The sequence below is a fragment of the Amycolatopsis sp. NPDC047767 genome (assembly GCF_040704195.1).
In the GTDB taxonomy this organism is placed as follows: domain Bacteria; phylum Actinomycetota; class Actinomycetes; order Mycobacteriales; family Pseudonocardiaceae; genus Amycolatopsis.
Window position 1 is genome coordinate 174,375 of the sequence record NZ_JBEYSJ010000017.1, and the last position, 21,118, is coordinate 195,492.

General features: G+C 71.7%; 20 protein-coding genes and 1 pseudogene. 15 read left to right on the forward strand and 6 right to left on the reverse strand.

The window, feature by feature from the left end; genetic code table 11:
* Window positions 1-7: 7 nt before the first annotated feature.
* From AB0878_RS28605 to AB0878_RS28615, 3 genes are read left to right on the forward strand one after another with little or no spacing between them, the layout of a single operon-like run.
* Window positions 8-1,321, forward strand: coding sequence for a cysteine desulfurase (locus AB0878_RS28605; RefSeq protein WP_366583307.1), 1,314 nt, complete (start codon window positions 8-10; stop codon window positions 1,319-1,321).
* Window positions 1,321-1,770 (forward strand): Fe-S cluster assembly sulfur transfer protein SufU, encoded by a 450-nt coding sequence (sufU, locus tag AB0878_RS28610; protein ID WP_366583308.1) that lies wholly within the window; start codon window positions 1,321-1,323, stop codon window positions 1,768-1,770. The genes AB0878_RS28605 and sufU overlap by 1 nt, the downstream gene beginning before the upstream one ends.
* Window positions 1,767-2,183, forward strand: coding sequence for a metal-sulfur cluster assembly factor (locus tag AB0878_RS28615; protein WP_366583309.1), 417 nt, complete (start codon window positions 1,767-1,769; stop codon window positions 2,181-2,183). Before sufU ends, AB0878_RS28615 begins: the two co-directional genes overlap by 4 nt.
* Before the next feature lie 130 nt (window positions 2,184-2,313).
* On the opposite strand, the gene AB0878_RS28620 is transcribed toward AB0878_RS28615, so the two are convergent.
* The 3 genes from AB0878_RS28620 to AB0878_RS28630 are packed head-to-tail and all read right to left on the reverse strand — an operon-like array spanning window position 2,314 to window position 3,091.
* Window positions 2,314-2,574: a hypothetical protein gene (locus tag AB0878_RS28620; protein WP_366583310.1), complete on the reverse strand. Its 261-nt coding sequence runs from the start codon at window positions 2,572-2,574 to the stop codon at window positions 2,314-2,316.
* A 14-nt stretch (window positions 2,575-2,588) separates the two neighbouring features.
* Complete coding sequence (locus tag AB0878_RS28625; RefSeq protein WP_366583311.1) at window positions 2,589-2,885, reverse strand: DddA-like double-stranded DNA deaminase toxin; 297 nt, start codon at window positions 2,883-2,885, stop codon at window positions 2,589-2,591.
* Between the two features lie 41 nt (window positions 2,886-2,926).
* Complete coding sequence (locus AB0878_RS28630) at window positions 2,927-3,091, reverse strand: hypothetical protein (RefSeq protein WP_366583312.1); 165 nt, start codon at window positions 3,089-3,091, stop codon at window positions 2,927-2,929.
* Window positions 3,092-3,266: 175 nt separating this feature from the next.
* Here AB0878_RS28630 and AB0878_RS28635 point away from each other — a divergent pair, with 175 nt between their 5' ends.
* From AB0878_RS28635 to lepB (AB0878_RS28655), 5 genes and pseudogenes are all read left to right on the forward strand, one after another.
* Window positions 3,267-3,677, forward strand: a complete 411-nt coding sequence (locus AB0878_RS28635) for a hypothetical protein (protein WP_366583313.1) — start codon at window positions 3,267-3,269, stop codon at window positions 3,675-3,677.
* The gene (locus tag AB0878_RS28640; RefSeq protein ID WP_366583314.1) at window positions 3,674-4,009 is read left to right on the forward strand and encodes a YnfA family protein; all 336 of its coding nucleotides are present in this window, start codon (window positions 3,674-3,676) and stop codon (window positions 4,007-4,009) included. The genes AB0878_RS28635 and AB0878_RS28640 overlap by 4 nt, the downstream gene beginning before the upstream one ends.
* A gap of 110 nt (window positions 4,010-4,119) precedes the next feature.
* Window positions 4,120-4,526, forward strand: a pseudogene (gene lepB, locus AB0878_RS28645) (signal peptidase I); the annotation flags it as partial.
* Window positions 4,527-4,592: 66 nt separating this feature from the next.
* Entirely contained in the window at window positions 4,593-4,820 is a 228-nt protein-coding gene (locus AB0878_RS28650) for a hypothetical protein (protein ID WP_366583348.1), read from the forward strand.
* A gap of 74 nt (window positions 4,821-4,894) precedes the next feature.
* Window positions 4,895-5,680 carry a signal peptidase I gene (gene lepB, locus AB0878_RS28655; protein WP_366583315.1) on the forward strand — a complete coding sequence of 262 codons (786 nt, stop codon included), beginning with the start codon at window positions 4,895-4,897 and terminating at the stop codon, window positions 5,678-5,680.
* On the opposite strand, the gene AB0878_RS28660 is transcribed toward lepB (AB0878_RS28655), so the two are convergent.
* A complete protein-coding gene (locus AB0878_RS28660; RefSeq protein WP_366583316.1) occupies window positions 5,604-7,538 on the reverse strand; it encodes an AarF/UbiB family protein in 1,935 nt (644 codons plus the stop codon). The genes lepB (AB0878_RS28655) and AB0878_RS28660 overlap by 77 nt on opposite strands.
* Window positions 7,539-7,749: 211 nt before the next feature.
* Here AB0878_RS28660 and AB0878_RS28665 point away from each other — a divergent pair, with 211 nt between their 5' ends.
* The 3 genes from AB0878_RS28665 (at window position 7,750) to AB0878_RS28675 (ending at window position 10,464) form a co-directional block, all read left to right on the forward strand.
* Window positions 7,750-8,301, forward strand: a complete 552-nt coding sequence (locus AB0878_RS28665; RefSeq protein ID WP_366583317.1) for a snapalysin family zinc-dependent metalloprotease — start codon at window positions 7,750-7,752, stop codon at window positions 8,299-8,301.
* Between the two features lie 304 nt (window positions 8,302-8,605).
* Window positions 8,606-9,820 (forward strand): histidine kinase, encoded by a 1,215-nt coding sequence (locus AB0878_RS28670; RefSeq protein ID WP_366583318.1) that lies wholly within the window; start codon window positions 8,606-8,608, stop codon window positions 9,818-9,820.
* Window positions 9,817-10,464: a response regulator transcription factor gene (locus AB0878_RS28675; RefSeq protein ID WP_366583344.1), complete on the forward strand. Its 648-nt coding sequence runs from the start codon at window positions 9,817-9,819 to the stop codon at window positions 10,462-10,464. Before AB0878_RS28670 ends, AB0878_RS28675 begins: the two co-directional genes overlap by 4 nt.
* Before the next feature lie 61 nt (window positions 10,465-10,525).
* Here AB0878_RS28675 and AB0878_RS28680 read toward each other — a convergent pair whose 3' ends face one another.
* Together AB0878_RS28680 and AB0878_RS28685 are read right to left on the reverse strand one after the other, a co-directional pair.
* A complete protein-coding gene (locus tag AB0878_RS28680) occupies window positions 10,526-12,205 on the reverse strand; it encodes a GGDEF domain-containing protein (protein ID WP_366583319.1) in 1,680 nt (559 codons plus the stop codon).
* Window positions 12,206-12,580: 375 nt separating this feature from the next.
* Window positions 12,581-13,732, reverse strand: a complete 1,152-nt coding sequence (locus AB0878_RS28685; RefSeq protein ID WP_366583320.1) for a lycopene cyclase family protein — start codon at window positions 13,730-13,732, stop codon at window positions 12,581-12,583.
* A gap of 60 nt (window positions 13,733-13,792) precedes the next feature.
* Here AB0878_RS28685 and dgt point away from each other — a divergent pair, with 60 nt between their 5' ends.
* From dgt to AB0878_RS28705, 4 genes are all read left to right on the forward strand, one after another.
* Window positions 13,793-15,355 carry a dGTP triphosphohydrolase gene (gene dgt / locus AB0878_RS28690; RefSeq protein WP_366583321.1) on the forward strand — a complete coding sequence of 521 codons (1,563 nt, stop codon included), beginning with the start codon at window positions 13,793-13,795 and terminating at the stop codon, window positions 15,353-15,355.
* Window positions 15,356-15,674: 319 nt separating this feature from the next.
* On the forward strand, window positions 15,675-18,530 hold the full coding sequence (locus tag AB0878_RS28695; protein ID WP_366583345.1) for a S8 family serine peptidase: 2,856 nt from the start codon (window positions 15,675-15,677) through the stop codon (window positions 18,528-18,530).
* A 71-nt stretch (window positions 18,531-18,601) separates the two neighbouring features.
* On the forward strand, window positions 18,602-19,270 hold the full coding sequence (locus tag AB0878_RS28700; protein ID WP_366583322.1) for an acVLRF1 family peptidyl-tRNA hydrolase: 669 nt from the start codon (window positions 18,602-18,604) through the stop codon (window positions 19,268-19,270).
* Between the two features lie 183 nt (window positions 19,271-19,453).
* Window positions 19,454-21,082 carry an ABC-F family ATP-binding cassette domain-containing protein gene (locus AB0878_RS28705; protein ID WP_364047767.1) on the forward strand — a complete coding sequence of 543 codons (1,629 nt, stop codon included), beginning with the start codon at window positions 19,454-19,456 and terminating at the stop codon, window positions 21,080-21,082.
* Window positions 21,083-21,118: the final 36 nt, after the last annotated feature.

Here is a 21,118-nt window from a genome sequence, read left to right on the forward strand (position 1 = left end):
TGGCTCGATGACCACCACGGCTTCGAACAGCCCGACCAACTCTGTTCCCCTTGACGTGGCGGCACTGCGTGCCGACTTCCCGATCCTGTCCCGCACCGTGCGCGACGGGAAACCCTTGGTGTACCTGGACTCCGGCGCGACCTCGCAGCGACCGACGCAGGTCCTCGACGCCGAACGCGCGTTCCTCGAGACCTCCAACGCGGCCGTGCACCGCGGTGCGCACCAGCTCGCCGAGGAGGCCACCGACGCCTACGAGTCCGCCCGCGCGCGGATCGCGGAGTTCGTGGGTGCCTCCCCGGAGGAGCTCGTGTTCACCAAGAACGCCACCGAGGGCATCAACCTCGTGGCGTACTCGATGAGCAACGCGAGCACGGCCGGCCCGGAGTCCGAGCGCTTCAAGGTCGGGCCCGGCGACGAGATCGTGATCACCGAGATGGAGCACCACGCGAACCTCGTGCCCTGGCAGCAGCTGTGCCAGCGCACCGGGGCCACGCTGAAGTGGTTCAAGGTGACGCCCGAGGGCCGGCTCGACCTGTCGGACATCGACGAGCTGATCACGCCGCGCACCAAGCTGGTCGCCTTCGCGCACCAGTCCAACGTGCTCGGCACGATCAACCCGGTCGACGTGCTCGTGGCCAAGGCGAAGTCGGTCGGCGCGCTGACCGTGCTCGACGCGTGCCAGTCGGTGCCCCACGGGGTGTACGGCCAGGGCAACGTCGACTTCGGCGCGCTGGGTGTGGACTTCGCGGCGTTCTCCGGGCACAAGATGCTGGCGCCGTCCGGCATCGGCGTGCTCTACGGGCGCAGCGAGCTGCTCGAAGCGATGCCGCCGTTCCTCACGGGCGGGTCGATGATCGAGCTGGTCCGCATGGAGGGTTCCACGTTCGCACCGCCGCCGCAGCGGTTCGAGGCCGGCGTGCCGATGACGTCGCAGGCCATCGGCCTCGGCGCGGCCGTCGACTACCTCTCGGCGATCGGCATGGAGCGCATCGCCGCCCACGAGCACCTGCTCACCGAGCACGCGCTCGCCGGGATCAGTGCCATCGACGGTGTCCGCATCATCGGGCCGACCGACATGGCCGACCGCGGCGGCGCGGTGTCGTTCGTGATCGACGGCGTGCACCCGCACGACGCCGGCCAGGTGCTCGACAGCCTGGGCATCGCCGTGCGCGTGGGTCACCACTGCGCGTGGCCGCTGCACCGGGCGTGCTCGGCGCAGGCCACCGTGCGCGCCACGTTCTACCTCTACAACACACTGTCCGAAGTGGACGCCCTCGTCGACGGGATCCGCGAGGCGCAGAAGTTCTTCGGGGTTGCCTGATGAACCTCGAGAGCATGTACCAGGAGATCATCCTGGACCACTACAAGCACCCGCACGGGCGTGGGTTGAGCGACCCGTACGACGCCGAGTCGTTCCAGGTCAACCCGACCTGCGGCGACGAGGTGACGCTGCGCGTGAAGCTCACGGACGGCAAGGTCGAGCAGGTGTCGTACGAGGGGCAGGGCTGCTCGATCAGCCAGGCCTCCACGTCGGTGCTGACCGACCTCGTCACCGGCCACACCGTGGAGGAGGCGTTCACCACCATGGACGCCTTCGTGGAACTGATGCAGGGCAAGGGCAAGGTCGAGCCCGATGAGGACGTGCTGGAGGACGGCATCGCGTTCGCCGGCGTCGCCAAGTACCCGGCGCGCGTGAAGTGCGCCCTCCTCGGTTGGATGGCGTTCAAGGACGCCGTGGCCCGCACCACCACAGGAGCTGAGAAGGCATGAGCGAAGAGACCGTGGCCCCGTCGGCGGACGTCGACCCCCGCGAGGGGCGCACCGCCGCGGACCTGCCGGAGCAGACGGCGTCGTCGGTGCCCGCCGACGTCGCCAAGATCGAGGACATCGAAGAGGCGATGCGCGACGTCGTGGACCCCGAGCTCGGGATCAACGTCGTCGACCTCGGCCTGGTGTACGACATCCGCGTGGAGAAGGACAACTCCGCCACGCTGGACATGACCCTCACGTCGGCGGCCTGCCCGCTCACCGACGTGATCGAAGACCAGACCTCCGCGGCCCTCACCTCCGGCGGCCTCGTGAGCGACTTCCGGATCAACTGGGTCTGGATGCCGCCGTGGGGCCCGGAAAAGATCACCGACGACGGCCGCGAGCAGCTGCGCGCGCTCGGGTTCACCGTCTGAGCCTCCTTCGAGGGAACAGGCCACTCCGCTCGCAGCGGGGTGGCCTGTTCTGTTTCGGTGGATGTATAACGGTCTATACGGCGCCGCGTTGGCTTGCAGCTCCATGCCGGTCGTTCTGCTCCGCGGCGGTTCAGCACTCCATGCTCGCCGGCCCGCGCGCCACCGGACTCCAGGAACTCCCGGGCCGCCTGTAGCACCAGCTTCCTCGGCACCTCGGCACCTCGGCATTGTCCGGGTAGAACACCTCAGCAGTCCCGGCCAGGTAGAGCAGTTCTTCGTCGTCGGGCAGGGGATAAGGCATAGCGTTCTTGCTGAAAACCTCGGCGTCACCCGTCGCGAACCGGATCACCCCGCGGTCACCATCGCGGCCGACCGTCAGTGCAGCGCCCACCGGATCACCCACGATCAGGTGGGCGGCCTGCCCCGGCCCGGCCGCCCTCGACCTTGGCGAGGATGGTCGCCAGCTCCTCTGCTGTCTCGACTTCCAACGCGGTCGAGGTGTGGCCGTCGAAGTATGCGCGGATCACGAGTGTCGCAGCCGAACGGACCATCGTGCGGTTGATGGTTGACCACCACCGTGACGAGTCGGATGTCGACCTGGCGCATGTGCACGGCCAGATTGGTTTCAACGTGCGAGCCGATCACGGTCTGACCCATGCCGTTCCTGCTGCAGGTAGTGCAGCGTGACTTGATAGAGGTCATCTCGGGTCCCGCTGGTCACCGGCTTCATCTCGGCCAGGGCATCATTGGCGGCCCATCGGCCGTGTGCCTTGGATTGCTTCGCCGAGCGCCTGCCCGCTTTCGTCGAGCGCCGCGGCGGCCTGTTCAAGCTGGGTGACTGCGGTGCCTGTCTTTTGTCCGTCGTGGTCAAAGCAGTGGTGTCGTCGACGTTCACCGAAGAACTTCATCCGGCTGAATGCGGGTATGCCCGGCCACGCAGAGCGCGGCGGCGCACGTTCTCGTCGAACACGAGCCAGCAGTCGCCGACGGTCGTGAGGTCGTCGGCGATCTTGGTGGGATCCAGGGCGGTGAAGCTGACCCGAAGGGCCGACGAAAACCAGGCTCGGGTGCTATGACTGGGGCATGACCGAACCGGACAACGAGCGGGAACCCCGGCGGGGACAGGCCGTCGCGGCGGTGGCGATTGCGGCGGTGGCCTTCATGTTGGTCGTGGCGACCTGGATCGCGTGGTTGCTGGTGCGGCCGAGGATGGAGGCGGGGCCGGTGTACCCCATCGTGGGGCAGGTGTTCCTGCTCGTGCTGGGGGCGCTGTTCTTCGTGGGGCTGCTGGCCGGGGTGCTGGCGATCGTGCTGGGCCTGACCGGCGGTGGGCGCGAGTACGGGGGCGAAGTGGCGCGCGCCGGTGTGCTGCTGGGTGGGCTCACGTGTGTGGTCGCGCTGGGTGGGGCGGTGGCGTTCGCGGTCAATCCTCTGTGGACGTCGACGGTGGCCTACTTCGACATGGGGACCCTCGGCAACCCCTTCGGCCGGTGACGGTCCTCAAGTCGATCCTGCTGTTCGTCGCCGCCGCGGTGCTGGAGATCGGCGGCGCGTGGCTCATCTGGCAGGGCGTGCGCGAGCACCGCGGCTGGGCGTGGATCGGTGGGGGGATCGTGGCGCTCGGGCTCTACGGATTCGTCGCCACGCTGCAGCCCGACGCGCACTTCGGCCGGATCCTCGCCGCGTACGGCGGGGTTTTCGTAGCCGGCTCGCTGGCCTGGGGTGTGGTGGCCGACGGCTACCGGCCCGACCGGTTCGACGTGATCGGCGCGCTGCTGTGCCTCGCGGGCGTCGCGGTGATCATGTACGCGCCGCGAACCGGGTAACGCTCGCACAACGCCCGCGATAGATCAGCGTGACCGAACCCGACTTTCCGCCGCCGCCCGCTCCGGTGCAGGTCAGGCGGCGGTTCTCGCCGCTGCTGGCGATCTTCCTGATGCTCGCCGTCGTCGGCGCCGTGGCCGCCGCGATCGGTGTGGTGAAGGTACTCGGCTACGGCATGGTGACCGTCCCGGGCGGCTCGATGGCCGCCACCATTCCGCCCGGTACCACCGTGGTCTACAGCTGGGGTGAAGGCCGGGAGATCCACCGGGGCGACCTGGTCGTGTTCCAGGCCGACGCGTTGCCCGGTGTGCCGGGCGGCCGGCTCCTCAAGCGCGTGATCGCGGTCGGCGGGGACCGGGTGTTCTGCTGCGACCCGGCGAACCGGATCGAGGTGAACGGCAAGTCGGTCACCGAGCCCTACCTCGACCCGAAGGTCTCGCCCCCGAGGGCGCGCTGCCGTTCTCGGCGCAGGTTCCGGAAGGTGCGATCTTCGTCGCGGGCGACACGCGCGACAACTCGCGTGACTCCCGGATTTACGTGGACGCGCCGGGCAACGGTGCCATCCCGCTGTCCAAGGTGAACGGTGTGGTCGTGGCGACGGGCAGCATCTTCGCCTCCGACACCTTGAAGCCCACCACGGCGTTCACCGACGCCGGCCTGCCGGGAGCGTCCACTGAGGACACCTCGCTCGCCAACGACCGGTACCTGGCGGCCGGCGGTGCCGCATTGTTCCTGCTCGGGTTCATCGGCGCGATCGTGACCGGCGTGCGGTCCGCCGCAAGACGACGGAAAGCAGCCGTGCCGGCTCACTGATCGCGAGCAGGTTGCAGCCGGAAGACCTGGTCGAGCGGCCGGTAACGCCGGCAGGGCCGGCCCGATAGAGAAGCGTGACCGACTTTCCGGCGCCCCCGGCCGCGCCGCCTCGTACGCGCCGGTTTTCGCCGTTTCTGGCGCTTTTCGTCGTGTTCGTCGTGGCCGGCCCCGTGCTCGCGGGGACCGGGGTGGTGAAGCTGTTCGGCTACACCACCGTGCGCATGGGCGAACGTTCCATGGAGGCCACGGTCGGATACGACGAGCCCATGGTTCTCCACTGGGCCGGGAGCCACGAGATCCACCGGGGCGACCTGGTCTTGTTCCAGATCGACGCGTTCCCCGACTCACCGCCCGGCTACCACCTCCTCGATCGCGTGATCGCCGTCGGCGGCGACCGGGTGGTCTGCTGCGGGCCCGACAACCGGCTGCAGGTGAACGGCAAGTCCGTCACCGAGCCCTACCTCGATCCGGTGGTGCCGCTCTCGGCCGGCGCCTACGAGTTCACGGCGCAGGTTCCGCCGGGCGCGATCTTCGTCGCGGGCGACAAGCGCGACATCACCATCGATTCCCGCAGATTCGTCGACGCGCCCGGCGCCGGCGCGATCCCGCTGTCCAAAGTCGACGGAGTGATCGTCGCGAGGGGCACGATCTTCTCCTCCGTGCCCCTCACACCGACGACAGCCTTCACCGACGCCGGCCTGCCCGGAGCGTCCACTGCGGACACCGGCCTCCGCGTGGCCCGGCAGCTGATCCTCGGTGGTGCCGCGCTGTTCGTGCTCGGGTTCATCGGCTTGATCGTGACCGTCGTGCGCTCCGGCGGAAGACGACGAAGAGCAGCCGCAGGCCCACCAATGCACTGATCACGAGCAGGTTGTAGCCGAAGACCTGGTTGAGCGTCAGGTCCGGCAGCAGCCGCGGGCCGCTCGTGCTGCCGAGCAGCAGCACGGCCATCAGGCCCGTCGTGATGCCCACGAACGCCAGCAGCACCTCGTGCACGAGGCCCGTCACGAGGTCGCGGTCGCGTTTGTCGGAGAACAGCCGCACGTTGACCGACAGGCGGCCTTCTTCGAGGGCGGCGCCGATCCGGTCGACGCGGCGGGGGAGCCGGCGCAGCACCGGCAGCAGGGCCAGCATCTCGTCGCGCACGGTCTCGGGCCGCAGGCGCGCGCCGAGCTGCTCGCCGGCGAACGACCGCGATTCGGCGACCACGTCGAAGCCGGGTGCGAGCGTGGCCAGGGTGCCTTCGGCCGTCGCGAGCGCGCGGAAGACCGCGGCGATGGGCGGCGGCACGGCGAGGCGGAAGTCGGCGACCACGCGGAACAGGTCGGTGAGCAGGTCCAGCCCCGGCGCCCGGCCCGGGCCGAAGTGGCGCACGAGCAACGTGCCGAGCGCGCGTTCCAGTCGCTGCTCGTCGATCTCGTCGGGCCGGTCGACGATCTCCAGCAGTCCGTCGCGCAACGCGGCCGGGTCGCCGCGGTCGAGGGCGAGCAGCAGGTTCTGCAGGCCGGCGCGCAGGCTCGCGTCGAGCCGGCCGACGGAACCGAGGTCGAGCAGGCCGAGGGTGCCGTCGTCGAGCAGGAGGACGTTGCCGGGGTGTGGGTCGGCGTGGAAGACGCCGCCGACGAGCACCTGGTCGAGCAGGCAGCGCAGGAACGCCCGCGCGAGCTCCTCGCGGTCGCCCGGCGCCGCGGTGGAGAGGGGTTTGCCGTCGAGGCGGCCCATCACGAGCACGCGCTCCGTGGACAGTGCTTTGTGGACGGTCGGCAGCGTCACCCCGGCCACGGCCTGGGCCGCCACGGCTTCGATGTTGGCCGCCTCCACGCGGAAATCCAGCTCCTCGGCCAGCGCGTCGGCGAATCCGTCCGCGAGGTCGACGACGCCGAGCGCCCGGGCCCAGGCCGCCCGTTCGTCGAGGAGCGCGGCGAGGCGGCGGACGATGTCGACGTCGCGTTCGGCCTGCGCGCGAACGCCCGGCCGCTGGACCTTGACCACGACTTCGGCACCGGACCGCAGCCGCGCCCCGTAGACCTGGGCGATCGACGCCGCCGCGAGCGGTTCCGGGTCGAACTCGGCGAAGACATCGTCCGGGTCGGCGGCGAGTTCCTCTCGCAGCAGGGCGAACACGGCTTCGGCGGGTGCCGGCGCCACGCGGTCCTGCAGCCGGCCGAGCTCGTCGACGAAGGCGGGCGGCAGCAGGTCGGCGCGGGTGGAGAGCAGCTGGCCGAGCTTCACGAACGTCACGCCGCCCTCCTCCAGGGCACGGCGCAGCGACCGCGCGAGCTTGGCGTGGCGGCCGGGCCCGAGGCCGGGTTCGCGACGTCCGGTGAGATATCCGCCGAGGCCGTGGCTGATCGCGATGCGCACGATCCGCGAGTAGCGCCGGGCCCGCGCGACGCGGGCGCGCACCGAACGCAGCTGCCCGAACAACCCGGGCGTGGCACCCGACGGCGCGGCCAGCTCCGCGACGAACAGGAACAGCAGCGTCGCGGCCAGGGCGCACCCGGCCAGCGGGATGAGCAGCCCGACCGCCGCGCCGGCGCTGGTGAGGACCGTGAGCGGGAAGGTCCGGACCACCAGGCCGCCGACGACCCAGCCGAACACCGCCGCGCACAGCGCGCGGACGTACCCGATCCGAACGCCGAGCACCCGCCGCGACGCGGCGACGAGCGGCCACAGCACGAGGACGTAGGCGAACAAGCCGACCAGCAGGGTTTCCATGGTCGTCGAGCACACCAGGGTTCGCGGCCTTGCGGTTCCAGCCGCGGCGGGACTGGATTCCCTCTCGCGGGGGACCGTGCTGACGGACGGTACCGGGTCACCTACTTTCGGACGTGGCCGCGGTGATTGGTGAACTCCTAACGTCGTGGATCGAACCGCGGTTGCCGGGTTTCCGGTGGCCGGAGCGGACAATTCGGTGAAGGAGACGCGAATGAGGGCACGCGGGTTCGGGCGCATCGCGGCGATCGCGGTGGCGGTGGCGGCGCCGCTGGGTGTCGGGCTGGTCGCGGGGCCGGGCGCGGAGGCCGCCGCGGCGACCACGATCTACTACACGTCGAGCGGGGCACCGGATTACGTGGCCCAGATCGACCAGGGCGCGGCGAACTGGAACGCCGCGGTGACCGATGTGAAGCTGGTGAAGCGCTCGTCCGGAGCGACGGTGGTGTTCCACGAGATCCACAGTGGCGGGTCGTATACGCAGACTGACGGGCACGGGAACGGGAACGTTTATCTGGATACGTCTCAGGTGGCAGAAGGGTTTGATCCGACGAGGATTGCGGCGCACGAGTTGGGCCACAATCTCGGGTTGCCGGATGATTACGACGGGCCTTGTTCGGAGTTGATGTCGGGGCACGGTCCGGGGACGTCGTGCACCAATGCCAAGCCGAGTGCGCAGGAGGCGGCGAAGGTGCAGCAGCTGTGGCGGAACGGGTTCGGGGGTGTGAAGGGCGTGGGGACTCGGGTTACGGCTGGGGTTTACTGAGGATTTCCGGGCTTTCCTGATCGGAATGGTGGGTGCGGGAAGGCGCCCCGATTTCTGATTGTGACTACGGTTCAGGGCCATTTGTCAAGGCTGGAAAGAGTACCTCGACAAATGGCCCTGAATCGTGTTTTGGCTTCGGATCGGGGCGGGGGAGGGGCTGGGCGTTCCCGCGCGGTGTGTAGTTCGGCTGCGGTTTTGTCGTGGTGTTGGCTGCGGTGTTGGGGCGGCGTCGGCCGGCGGTTCGTGAGCGTGGTTCCCGCTGTGGAGGGAGGCGGGGAGGCGGGGCGGCTGGGAGGATTCGGGGGTGGGAGTTCTCCGGCCGGTGGTGAGCGGGGTGACCTATCGCCGATGGGTCTACCTGATCCTGGGCGGGGCGATCAGCGTGCCGTACCTGTTGTTGGCGGCGGTGGCGGTGCCTGCGTTGGCGCCGTTCGTGACGTCGATCGGGTGGGCGTCGGTGCTCGGGGTCGTGGTGACGGTGGTGGTGCTGGGGGCGACGTCGTTCCTGCCGGCGGTGCGGGTGCTGGAGGCGGCCGCGGTGCGGGAGCTGCTCGGCGAGGCGGCGGCGGGGCGGCCGGCCACCGTGCGGGCGCGGGCGCGGTACAGCGTGATGTTCGTGCTGCACGTGGGGGTCGGGGCGGTGGTGAGCACCGTGACGCTCGCCGTGCCGGTGGGGTTCGGGTTTTCGGTGAGCGCGGTGTTCACGGGGAAGCTGGTGGACAACGGCACCGAGGTCGTCGCGGTGCACCGGGGGTGGGGGTCGGCGTGGCTGCCGGTGGCGTTCGCAGCCGCGTTCCTGGTGCTGGTCTACGCGGTGTGGGGCGTCGGCGGGCTGCTGCGGCGGGCGGCGGGGGCGCTGCTGGGGATGTCGGCGGCCGAGCGCATCGCGCAGCTCGAGCGGCGGACCGAGCAGCTGGCCGAGCGCACCCGGCTGGCGCGCGAGCTGCACGACTCGGTGGGGCACGCGTTGTCCGTGGTGACGGTGCAGGCGGGAGCCGCGCGTCGCACGCTGCGGACCGACCCGGGGTTCACCGAGCAGGCGCTCACGGCCATCGAGGAATCGGCGCGTACGGCGCTGGAGGACCTCGACCACGTACTCGGGTTGTTGCGCGACGGGGCTTCGTCGCGCAACCCGCAGCCGGGCCTGGCGGAGCTGCCGGCGCTCGTCGAGGCGACGCGGCTGGCGGGCGCGGAAGTGCACGCCGACGTGCGGGGTTCGCTGGCCGCGGTGCCCGCGGTGGTGTCGCGCGAGGTGTACCGGATCCTGCAGGAGTGCCTGACCAACGCGGTGCGCTACGCGGGTCAGGTGCCGGTGAGCGTCGACGTGGCGGTGTCGGCCGGGCAGCTGTGCGCGACGGTGGCGAACCCGCTGGGCGCCGCGCGGCCGTCGCGGGCCCGCGGTGGGCGCGGCCTGCGGGGCATGGCCGAGCGGGCGGAGCTGCTGGGTGGCAAGCTGGCCGCCGGACCGGCGGGGGACCGGTGGGAGGTCGTGGTGACGGTGCCGTGGGCGAACCGATGAACGTGCTGCTGGTCGACGACGAACCGCTCATCCGCGCCGGCCTGCGCGCGATCGTCGACGCGGAGCCGGACCTCACCGTGGTCGGCGAGGCCGCCGACGGCGCCGAGGTCCCCGGGCTGGTCGCGCGCCTGTGTCCCGACGTGGTGCTGATGGACGTGCGCATGCCCGCCGTCGACGGGATCCGCGCGACGCGGCACCTGATGTCCACTGTGGACGCGCCGCCGAAGGTCATCGTCGTGACCACCTTCGAAAACGACGACTACGTGTACGACGCCCTGCTCGCCGGCGCCAGCGGCTTCCTGCTCAAGCGCGCCCGCCCGGAGGAGATCGTCGCGGGCATCCGCACGGTGGCCACGGGTGAGTCCCTGCTGTTCCCGGCCGCCATCCGCCGCCTCGCCGCCGCCCACTCCCGCGGCCCGGCCCGCGACGGCCTCACCTCCGCCGCCCTCACCGACCGCGAACGCGAAGTCCTGCGCCTCATGGCCGCCGGCCTGTCCAACACCGAAATCGCCACGAACCTCTACCTGGGCCTCCAAACGGTCAAAACCCACGTCGGCAACATCCTCGCCAAACTCGGCGCACGCGACCGCACCCAGGCGGTCATCCGGGCTTACGAGTCGGGCTTCGTAACACCGAAACCCTGACCGGCCCACGTGCGTCGGGGCCCCGACCAACCCGAGCCCTGAAAACCCCGGCCAGGTCGGCTCAAGCTGAGCGGCTGACCGCCACGTCGCGGCCGATGCCGCGGAGGACTTCGACGCGGTCGGAGCCCGGGCGGCTCAGGACCCAGCTCGAGCCGGGCACCGCTTTGGCGCGCTTCTTGAGCGGGGCGAGCAGGCGGGAGGCGTCGCGGTAGGAGGCGATGGAGCCGCTGCCGCAGACGAGGGTGGCGAGGGACACGGTGACCGGCATGCCCTCGGCGGACCAGTGCGTGTCGAGGAGGGCGGCGGCGACCGTGCCGATCTCGTCGACGTCGCAGACGATGAGGAAGTCGTCGCCGCCGACGTGGCTGACGCGCATGCGCGGGAGGCGCCGCGAGAGTCCCGTGAGGGTTTCGCCGAGGGCGCGGATGAGGTCGTCGCCCGCGGCGAAGCCGGCGTTGTCGTTCACGGACTTGAAGGAGTCGACGTCGAGCCACGCCGCCACGAACTGCTCGCCCGTGGAGATGCGGCGTTCGACGTCGCGGGCCACGGCCTCGCTGCCCGGCAGCCGCGTGAGCGGGCTCAGTGTCACGGCCTCCTCGACCTTCGCCTCGGCCACGCCGCGGACCACCTCGGTCACCAGCACCACGCCGAGGGTCCGGCCCGCGTTGTCGACCACGACCACGTCGTCGCCGGTGCGGCCCCAGTCGGCGTCGGTGACCAGCTCGAGGAACTCCAGCGCGCTCGCCGTGGCGTCGATGGTGTGCGGCTTGTCGGCCAGCCGCTCGGCCGGGCGCTTGGCGTGCAGGGCGTGGCCGTACGGGCCGGTCACGGCGACCAGGAACCGCGTGCGGTCCACCGACCACCGTGGACGGTTGTGCTCGTCGACGCCGATCACGCCGGTCGGGGCGTCGGCCGCCGCCAGGACCTCGCGCACGTCGTCGCAGGTCGCGTCGGACGGCAGCGTGGTGGCGGGACGCAGGAAGTCGCCCACGCGGGGCGCGGTGGGCGGCGCGGGCGAGCGGCGATCGTCGGGCACCACGGCGCCGGCCGACGGCGCGCTGCGGTGCGCGGCCGGCGGCGCCAGCAGGTTGCCCTGCGCGATGCGCACGCCGAGGCTCTGCGCCGCGTCCAGCTGCGGGCCGGTCTCGATGCCGGTCGCGACGAGCCGGATGCCGGTCCGCGTCGTGAAGTGCAGCAGCGACTCGACCACCGCGACGGCCGCCGGCTCGTCGGGCAGGCCGCGCAGCACGCTGCGGTCGAGCTTCACCAGGTCCACCGGCGCCTGCGCCAGCAGGGCCAGCGGGAGGTCGCCGCGGCCGAGGCCGTCGAGCGCCAGCCGGAAGCCCAGCTCCGACAAAGCTCGCATACCGCCCAGCAGCCGGTCTCCGGGCAGGTGCGTGAACGGCGGGCCGATCTCCAGGACCACGTCACGCGTGCGGCGGCCGGCGGCGCCGAGCTCGGCGATCAGCTCGTCGAACGCGGCCGGGCCCGACGCGAGCGTGCGGGCGGAGATGTTCAGGTGCAGCGGCAGCGCGCTCGGGCGCTCGGCCTCCTGGCGCACCGCGGCCGCGGCCAGGCCCAGGTCGACCTCGGCCAGGCGGCCGGCACGGCGGGCTTCGGCGAGCAGCTCGTGGGCCGTCCCCTTGCCGGGGCGGGCGAGCGCTTCGTACGCGACAACGCCGCCGGTGTGCAGGCTGTACATCGGCTGGAAGGCGAACCGGACCGCACGGGGCGTCGTCACCCGGAGATCGTCGCATCCTCTCGCGCGGAAACGAAACCGTTGTCAACAGATGTTCACCGCGCCGGAACCTGAGTTACCTGAATCGGAGTAACGAAAATCGGTAGCGATCACCCGTTCGGGATGGATTTCCGTGGGCCGTTCGGAAGTGTGAAAATTCCCGTCTTCACCATGCCGGTACACGAACTCGCACACCGTCCGTGGTGGGTCGGTTCGCGGCAGTGACCAGCGCGTCCGTCCACCTGGAGCTTGATCGTTTGACCCGAAGAAGTTTCGGATACGGAATTCGCGGAGCGGCCCCCGTTCGGTCCGCCGGTTCCGCACGTGGTACCGCTCCCGGCAGCCCGCCCGCGCATTCGGCTGCCGATTTCGACGCCGTTACCGAATCGTATTCGGCCGGCGGCCCGCGAGCCGCGCGCGCAGCGTCGGCGGCGCCGCGCGGAACAGCCGGGCCATCGCCGCCGCCGTGCCCGGCAGGTCCTCCCGGCCCGACGTGTAGGCCTGCTGCACCGGAGCCGGCAGCGCGAAGAAGAGATCGAAGAACTCGGCGAGCTCGGCAGGCGACATCCGGCGCAAAGCACGCAATCCGTACTGCCGCAGGGAATGCACGGCCCGCGCCTCGGCTGTCCACAGTGTCCGGCGGGCCGCGCGCACCGCCGCCGCCGGCCCGGCCTCGAACGCACCCGCCAGCGCCGCGGCCACGCGCGGGGCCAGCCGCAGCGCCGTCGCGACGCTGTACCCGGTGGCGGGGTGCACGAGCCCGGCGGCGACCCCGAACGGGACCACCGCCCCACGCCCCGGCAGCGGCACGTCGAGCACGATTCGCACCCGTTCCTCCCGGCCGTGCGGCCGCAGCCCCGCGCCCGCGAGCCGGGTCCGCAGCCGCGCGGCGAGCTCGTCGACGGGCGCGCCCGGCCGGTGCGCGAGCGACGTCTCCTCCACGAGCACCGTGCCGTCGCCGAGCGGGAGCAGGTAGCGGAAGCTCGGCGTGCCGTCGCGCCAGTCCATGAACACGGCCGTGTCCGACGCGCCGGGCACGAGCCGCTCGGCGTCGGCGGCCGGCAGCACGAGGCCGTACGCCGTCTGCTCGGCGCGCGGCCCACCCGGCGGCCCGCCGGACAGCGCCCGGTTGCGCCCCGACGCGTCCACGACCACCGCGGTGGCGAGCCGGCGGTCGTCGGCCAGCACCACCGTCGAGCCGTGGCGCCCGTGCTCGGCGCGCGCGACCCGTCCGGTCACCACCGTCACCGGCGCCGCCGCGAGCCACGAGCGCAGGCCGGCGTTGTCGAACACGAGGTAGCCGCGGTCGAGCCGGTGCTCGCGCGTGCCGAACGCAACCGTCGCGCCGGGTGCCGACGCGATCGCCTCACCCGGCAGCCCGGGCAGCTCGTCGGCCCACGCGCCGTAGGTGCTGCGCCACGGCGCCTGCGGCGCGGCGTCGACGAGCGTGGTCGCGAGCCCGCGCCGGGCGCAGGCGTGCGCCAGCGCCCACCCGGCGGGTCCGCCGCCCGCGATCAGCACGTCGCTCACCCGTCCGATCCTGCCGTATCCGGCGGGTCCGCCGGGCGCCGGACAGATACGGTGGAGCGCATGTCCGAGACCGACCCGAGGGCCGCGCGAAGGGACCCGTCGAGCTCCGTGGGCGGGTTCACGGATCTTGCCACCAGCCCGTTCCGCATCGACCGCGACCGCATCGCCGCCTCGCCGTTCTTCGCGCGCCTGGGCGGGGTCACGCAGGTGGTCAGCGCCGGCGGCGCCGGGCTGTTGCACAACCGGCTCACCCACAGCCTCAAGGTCGCGCAGGTCGCCCGCGCGATCGCGGAGCGGATCACCGGCGCCAGCGAGTCGGCCGAGCTGGCCGCGAAGCTCGGCGGCTGCGACCCCGACGTCTGTGAGGCCGCCGCGCTCGCCCACGACCTCGGGCACCCGCCGTTCGGCCACCTCGGCGAGCAGACGCTCGACCGCATCGCCCGCCACCGCTTCGGCCTCGCCGACGGCTTCGAGGGCAACGCGCAGACGTTCCGCATCCTCACCACCACCGACGTGCGCGGCCCGTCCGCGATCGGTCTCGACCTCACCGCGGCCGTGCGCGCCGCGGTGCTGAAGTACCCGTGGGCGCGGCTGCACTACCCCGAGCCGCACCCGACGGCGATGCGCACGCAGCCGCGCGGCGCGGCCGAGCCCGAGAGCTCACCGGGCACCGGCGCGAGCAAGTTTTCCGCCTACGCCACCGAACTCGACGACTTCGCGCAGGCGCGCGGCCCGTTCACCGGGCGCATCGAGCCGTGGCAGCAGACGGTGGAGGCGGCCGTGATGGACACCGCCGACGACATCGCCTACGCGATCCACGACCTGCAGGACTTCCACCGCATCGGTGTGCTGCAGCACGCGCCGGTCGCCGCGGAGCTGGGGGAGTGGCTCGACCACGCGCTGGACCTGGCCGCGCTCGACGACGAGCAGGTCGCCGCGCAGCTGCGCCGCCCGGGCCGTTCGCTCGAACAGCTGCGCCGGCGCATGCACCTCAAGGACAGCTGGATCGCCGACGACGACGCGTTCGCCGCGGCCGTCCGGCGCGTGCAGCGGGAGCTCGTCGACGGGCTGCTCGAGAACGGGTTCGACGGCTCGATCGAGGCCGAGCAGGCCACGGCCGCGTTCTCGGCCAATTGGACCTCCCGGCTCGTCGACGGCGTCTTCGTGCTGTCCTCGCCCTCCGCTCGCTCCGGGCACGTCTCGCTGCGCACCGCGCAGTGGCACGAGGTGCAGGTGCTGAAGTTCGTGCACCGCCGATTCGTGTTGCTGCGCCCCGACCTCGCGCTGCACCAGCGCGGGCAGGCCAGCCTCGTGACCACGCTCGTCGACGCGCTCGACGCGTGGCTGCTCGACCGCGACGAGGAGAGCCGCCTGCCCCGGCGCCTGTACGACCTCGTGGAGCTCGCCCACGACGAGTATTCGGGTCTGGTCCGGACCATGCCGGAGGTGCTCGTGGGCGCGACCGGCGAACGCGTGGAGGGCGCCGACGCCGTGCGCAGCCTCGCGCGCGGCCGCGCCGTGGTCGACTTCGTGGCTTCGCTCACCGACAAGCAGGCCGTGACGCTGCTCGACGCGCTGTCCGGGCGCGCCGCGCAGCCGTGGTCGGATTCGTTCGTGCTCTGAGATCGCTCCCAGTCCGCACGCGCTCAGCCGGAACTTCGAGCCGGAACTGCCGCTGAATGGCCTACGACCTCCGGCGGGTATGGGAAAATTACAGCCATACATCACCCTAACGGCTCCTTTTTCCCTTTTACCCCGGGTACTTAGCTGGATCCAGCCGGTGATCACCGGCGTTGGCCAGCGTGAGTCGGGGCACGCGGTGCGAGATTCGGAGGCGCACGTGCGTCGAAGCCGTTCCACAAGAGCCGGATTCAGACCGAGAGCCAGATCCCGAGCGACCGTCCTGACCGCGGGGGCCGCGGCGCTGATCGCCGCGCTGGGCATCGTCGCCCCGCCGGTCGCGGGCGCCGCCACAGTGTCCACACCGGACTCCTTCTCCGACAACTCCGCCCGGCAGATCGCGGCGTTGCAGTCGATCAAGACCGGCCAGACCAAGGCGGAGTCCAAATTGGACAGCCGCCTGCTCGTCACGCAGAAGCTGCGTTCCCGGAAGCTGAGTGCCTCGGCCGTACCCGCGCTGGGGGCGGGTACGGCGAGCACCGCGGTCGTGGACATCCGGGTCACGAAGGTGTCCGACGCGCTGGTGAACGACCTGCGCAAGGCCGGCGCCGCCGTGCGCACGGTGTCGGACAAGGCCGCGAGCATCCGCGCCGAGGTGCCGCTGGCGGCGCTGCCGGCGATCGCGGCGCGCGCTGACGTGAAGCGGGTCGAAACCGCCGACCAGGCGATCACCGCCCGCGAGCTGGAAACCAAGGCGGGGCAAGGGAAAACGGCGCCCGTCGAGACCAAGCAGCAGAAGGCCGCCCGCCTCGACGCCGCGCTGAACCAGGCGCTGGCGGCGAAGAACAAGCGGGCCGCCGCGGCCACCATCACCAGCGAGGGCGACCGCGCGCACAACGCCGACCTCGCCCGCCAGCAGTACGGCGTCACCGGCACCGGCGTGAAGGCGTGCGCGCTGTCCGACGGCGTCGACTCGCTCGCGGTCTCGCAGGCCAAGGGCGAGCTGCCGGCCGTCGACGTCGTCCCCGGCCAGGCCGGCGACGGCGACGAGGGCACCGCGATGCTGGAGATCATCCACGACCTCGCGCCCAACGCCGCCCTCGGTTTCGCCTCCGCGTTCGCCTCCGACGCGAGCTTCGCCGACAACATCCGCAAGCTGCGCTTCGAGTCGCACTGCGACGTGATCGTCGACGACGTCATCTACTTCAAGGAATCCCCGTTCCAGGACTGGATCATCGCCCAGGCCGTGAACGACGTGACCGCCGACGGCGCGCTCTACTTCTCCTCCGCGGGCAACGAGGGCAACGTCGCCGACGGCACCGCCGCCCACTGGGAAGGCGACTTCGTCGACTCGGGCAAGTCGGTCGGCAAGTTCGCCGGCACCGCGCACAACTTCGCGGGCGCGGCGGGCAACCAGATCTTCGAGCCGATCTCCGACGCGTCGTCGGGCAACATCCCCGTGACGCTGCACTGGTCCGACCCGCTCGGCGCCGCGGGCGACGACTACGACCTCTACCTCCTCGACGCGGCGGGCAACGTCGTCTCGTTCAGCCAGGACGTGCAGGACGGCACCCAGGATCCGTACGAGCAGCTCGCCACCCCGCTCTTCGGCGGCACCGGCCTGCGGCTCGCGGTGGTCAAGTTCTCGGGCGAGGGCCGCTACCTCTCGCTGACCGCGTTCGGCAGCCGCTTCCGCGACTCGGCCGACGGCCTCAAGGCCTACAGCACCCCGGGCGTCACGGTCGGGCACTCCTCGGCGCGCAACGCGTTCTCCGTCGCCGCGGCACCCGCGGCCGCCGCGTTCGGCCGGGCGCTCGAGCCCGGTGACCCGGCCAACCCGACCGGCCCGTTCCCCGGCGCGTTCTCCTCGGCCAGCAAGGCCGAGCGGTTCAGCTCCGACGGCCCGCGCCGGATGTTCTACGAGGCCGACGGCACGCCCATCACGCCGGGCAACGTCTCCTCGACCGGTGGCGAGGTCCGCGACAAGCCGGAGATCACCGCGGCCGACGGCGTCCGCACCTCGGTGAGCGGGTTCGACCCGTTCTTCGGCACCTCGGCCGCCGCGCCGCACGCCGCCGCCATCGCGAGCCTCGTGCTCTCCGGCAACCCCGGTCTGTCCGGTTCGGACGTTCGCGACGCGTTCCTCGCGACGGCCGTGGACATCGAGGCGCCCGGCAGCGACAACCTCACCGGCGCGGGCGTCGTCCTCGCCGACCGGGTGCTCGCCTACACCGGCGCCAGCCCGCAGCCCTACGCGCAGGCCCAGTCGCCGACCGTCACCGGACCCGACGGCGGCAGCACCCTCGACCCCGGTGACACCGCGAAGGTGACGCTGCCGGTGACCAACACCGGCGACGGGGTCGCGTCGTCCACGAGCGTCGTGCTCACCACGACGACGCCCGGCGTCACGATCGCGCCGCGCGCCAAGTCCTACGGCACGATCAGCCCGGGCCAGACCGGCGTCAACGACTTCACCGTCACGGTCCCGGCCAGCCAGGGCCTCGGCGTGCCGGTGGTGCTTTCGGCCAAGGTGACGTTCGCGGGTTCGTTCTCGCCGACGACCAGCACCTTCGCGCTCCCGGTGGGCACGCCGTCGCCGGTGGTGCAGACGTTCTCCTACACCGGCGCGCCGGTCGCGATCCCGGACAACTCGCAGCTCGGCGCCTCCGTTCCGCTGGTGGTGAGCGGGGTCGGGGCCGCGTCGAAGGTCTCGGTCTCGATCGACGGGTCAAGCTGCACCGCCGACGAGGGCTCGACCACGGTCGGCCTGGACCACACCTACGTCGCGGACCTGGTCGGCACGCTGACCTCGCCGTCGGGCGCGTCGGCCACGCTGTTCCAGCGGGCCGGCAGCGGCGGCAACAACCTGTGCCAGGTCGTGTTCGACGACAGCGCTTCGGCGCTGCTGAGCACGGTCGGGTCGCAGTTCGCGCCGTTCACGGGCACCTACCTGCCGATCGACCCGCAGACCCCGCTCGCCGGGACCTCGGCCGACGGCACGTGGACGTTCAAGGCGGTCGACGTCGCCGGCGGTGACACGGGCTCGATCCGCAGCGTCTCGCTGCACGTCAACGGTTACGCGTCGGCGGGCACGGGGAGCACCGGGAGCACCGGGAGCACGGCCGGAGCGGCCGCGCTCGTCCGTCCGGTGGTTCACGCCGGTCCGGCCATCGCCTGATCCTTCGAGCAACACCGATCCACCTGGACGGGGCCGTCGCGTTTTCGCGGCGGCCCCGTACCGTTGTCCGCATGGCCAGGGCGCGGCGGGTCGCGGGCGGCGGGACGGCGGTCGAGGTCGCGCCCGAGCGCCTCGCCGGCTGGTTCACGCGCTTCGCCGAACGCAACGACGGCGTCGGCACGACCGAGCTCGGCGAGCACGAGGTCCGCGTCTTCGCGCGCAACGGCGTCACCGCCACCGCGACCGTCCCCTTCGGACCGCTCGCCGTCACGGGCAGGCACGAGGGGCTGGCCGTCGAACCGCTCGTGGCCCACGCGCTGGTGCCGCGGCTGCTCGCGTTGCTGCTGGTCCGCCTCGGCGGGCACTCCCTCGGGCTCGCGCGCGGCGGGAGGGTGCTCGTCTCGCGCACCGACCGCCACCTCGTGCAGGGCCGCACGGCCGCGGGCGGCTGGTCGCAGCAGCGCTTCGCGCGCCGCCGCGCGGGGCAGGCCCGGGTGGCGCTGCGCGCGGCCGCGCAGGACGCGGTCGAGGTCCTCGTGCCCCGACTGTCCGAAGTGGACGCCGTCGTGCTCGGCGGCGACCGCCTCGCGCTCGGCGAACTGCGCGCCGACCACCGGCTCCACCCGCTGTTCGCCCGCGCCGAGGCGCGCGTGCTCGACATCCCCGAGCCGCGGCGCGACGTGCTCGACGACGCGGCCGGACGGGCGATCTCCGTGGAAGTGGTCCTGAGCGGAGCGTGAGACCCGCCACGCGGCGGAAAACCGTTCGACGCCGCCCCGTACACTGGGTCCCGTGGAACGGGAAATCCTCACGGAGTAGCTGCCGCACCGGGCGCTCGTGACCGATCTTCGCAGGGAGCGGGGACGGCGGGCGATGCCGGTGCCTGTCGCTGTCCACGTTCACCCCCGAATCCGGGAGTTCCCTTGATCACGGCCACTGGCCTCGAGCTGCGTGCCGGCTCGCGCATCCTGCTCAACGGCGCCACGCTCCGCATCCAGCCCGGCGACCGCATCGGTCTCGTCGGCCGCAACGGCGCCGGCAAGACCACCTCGCTGAAGGTCCTCGCGGGCGAGGGCGAACCGCACGCGGGCGAAGTCCGCCGCAGCGGTGAGCTCGGCTACCTGCCGCAGGACCCGCGCGAGGGCGACCTGTCCGTCACGGCGAAGGACCGCGTGCTGTCCGCGCGCGGCCTCGACGCGCTGATCCGCAACATGGAGAAGGCGCAGACGGCCATGGCGGAGCTGGCCGACGAGAAGGAACGCGACAAGGCGGTCAACCGCTACAGCCGCCTCGAAGAGCGGTTCGCCTCCCTGGGCGGGTACGCCGCCGAGAGCGAGGCCGCGCGCATCTGCTCCAACCTCGGCCTCGCCGACCGGATTCTCGAGCAGACGCTGAACACGCTGTCCGGTGGCCAGCGCCGCCGGGTCGAGCTCGCGCGCATCCTGTTCGCCGCCGCGGAGGCCGGCGCGGGCGGCAAGTCCGAGACGATCCTGCTCCTCGACGAGCCCACCAACCACCTCGACGCCGACTCGATCTCGTGGCTGCGCGGCTTCCTCAAGCAGCACGACGGTGGCCTCGTGGTGATCAGCCACGACGTGGAGCTGCTCGCCGACGTCGTGAACAAGGTCTGGTTCCTCGACGCCACGCGCGGCGAGATCGACCTCTACAACATGAGCTGGCAGCGCTACCTCGACGCGCGCGCCACCGACGAGAAGCGCCGCCGCCGCGAGCGCGCGAACGCCGAGAAGAAGGCGTCGGCGTTGCAGCAGCAGGCCGCGAAGCTCGGGGCCAAAGCGACGAAGGCCGTGGCGGCCAAGAACATGGCGCGCCGCGCGGAGCAGATGCTCTCCTCGCTCGACGAGACGCGCCAGGCCGACAAGGTCGCGCGGATCAAGTTCCCGGAGCCCGCCCCGTGCGGCCGCACGCCGCTCACGGCCGACGGGCTGTCGAAGTCCTACGGCTCGCTCGAGATCTTCACCGGAGTCGATCTTGCGATCGACCGCGGCTCGAAGGTCGTCGTACTCGGTTTGAACGGTGCCGGAAAGACGACATTGCTCCGGCTCCTCGGCGGAATGGAAACTCCGGATACGGGTTCCGTCGAGCCGGGTCACGGATTGCGTTTGGGCTATTACGCACAGGAACACGAAACTCTCGACCACGATGCGAGCGTGTGGGAAAACATCCGACACCTCGCGCCGGACACGGGGGCGCAGGAGTTGCGGAACCTGCTCGGTTCCTTCCTGTTCACGGGTGAACAACTCGACCAGCCCGCCGGCACGCTTTCCGGCGGTGAGAAGACCCGCCTGGCGCTGGCCGGGCTCGTCTCCAGTGCGGCGAACGTGCTGTTGCTGGACGAACCGACCAACAACCTCGATCCGGCCAGCCGTGCGCAGGTCCTGGACGCGCTGCGCAGCTTCGCCGGCGCCGTGGTGCTGGTGACGCACGACCCGGGCGCGGTCGAGGCGCTGGAGCCCGAGCGCGTGATCCTCCTGCCCGACGGGACCGAGGATCATTGGTCCGCGGATTATCTGGAACTTGTCCAGCTAGCGTGATCAGATACGGCCATTTGGGTGCTTGCCACGGTCCGT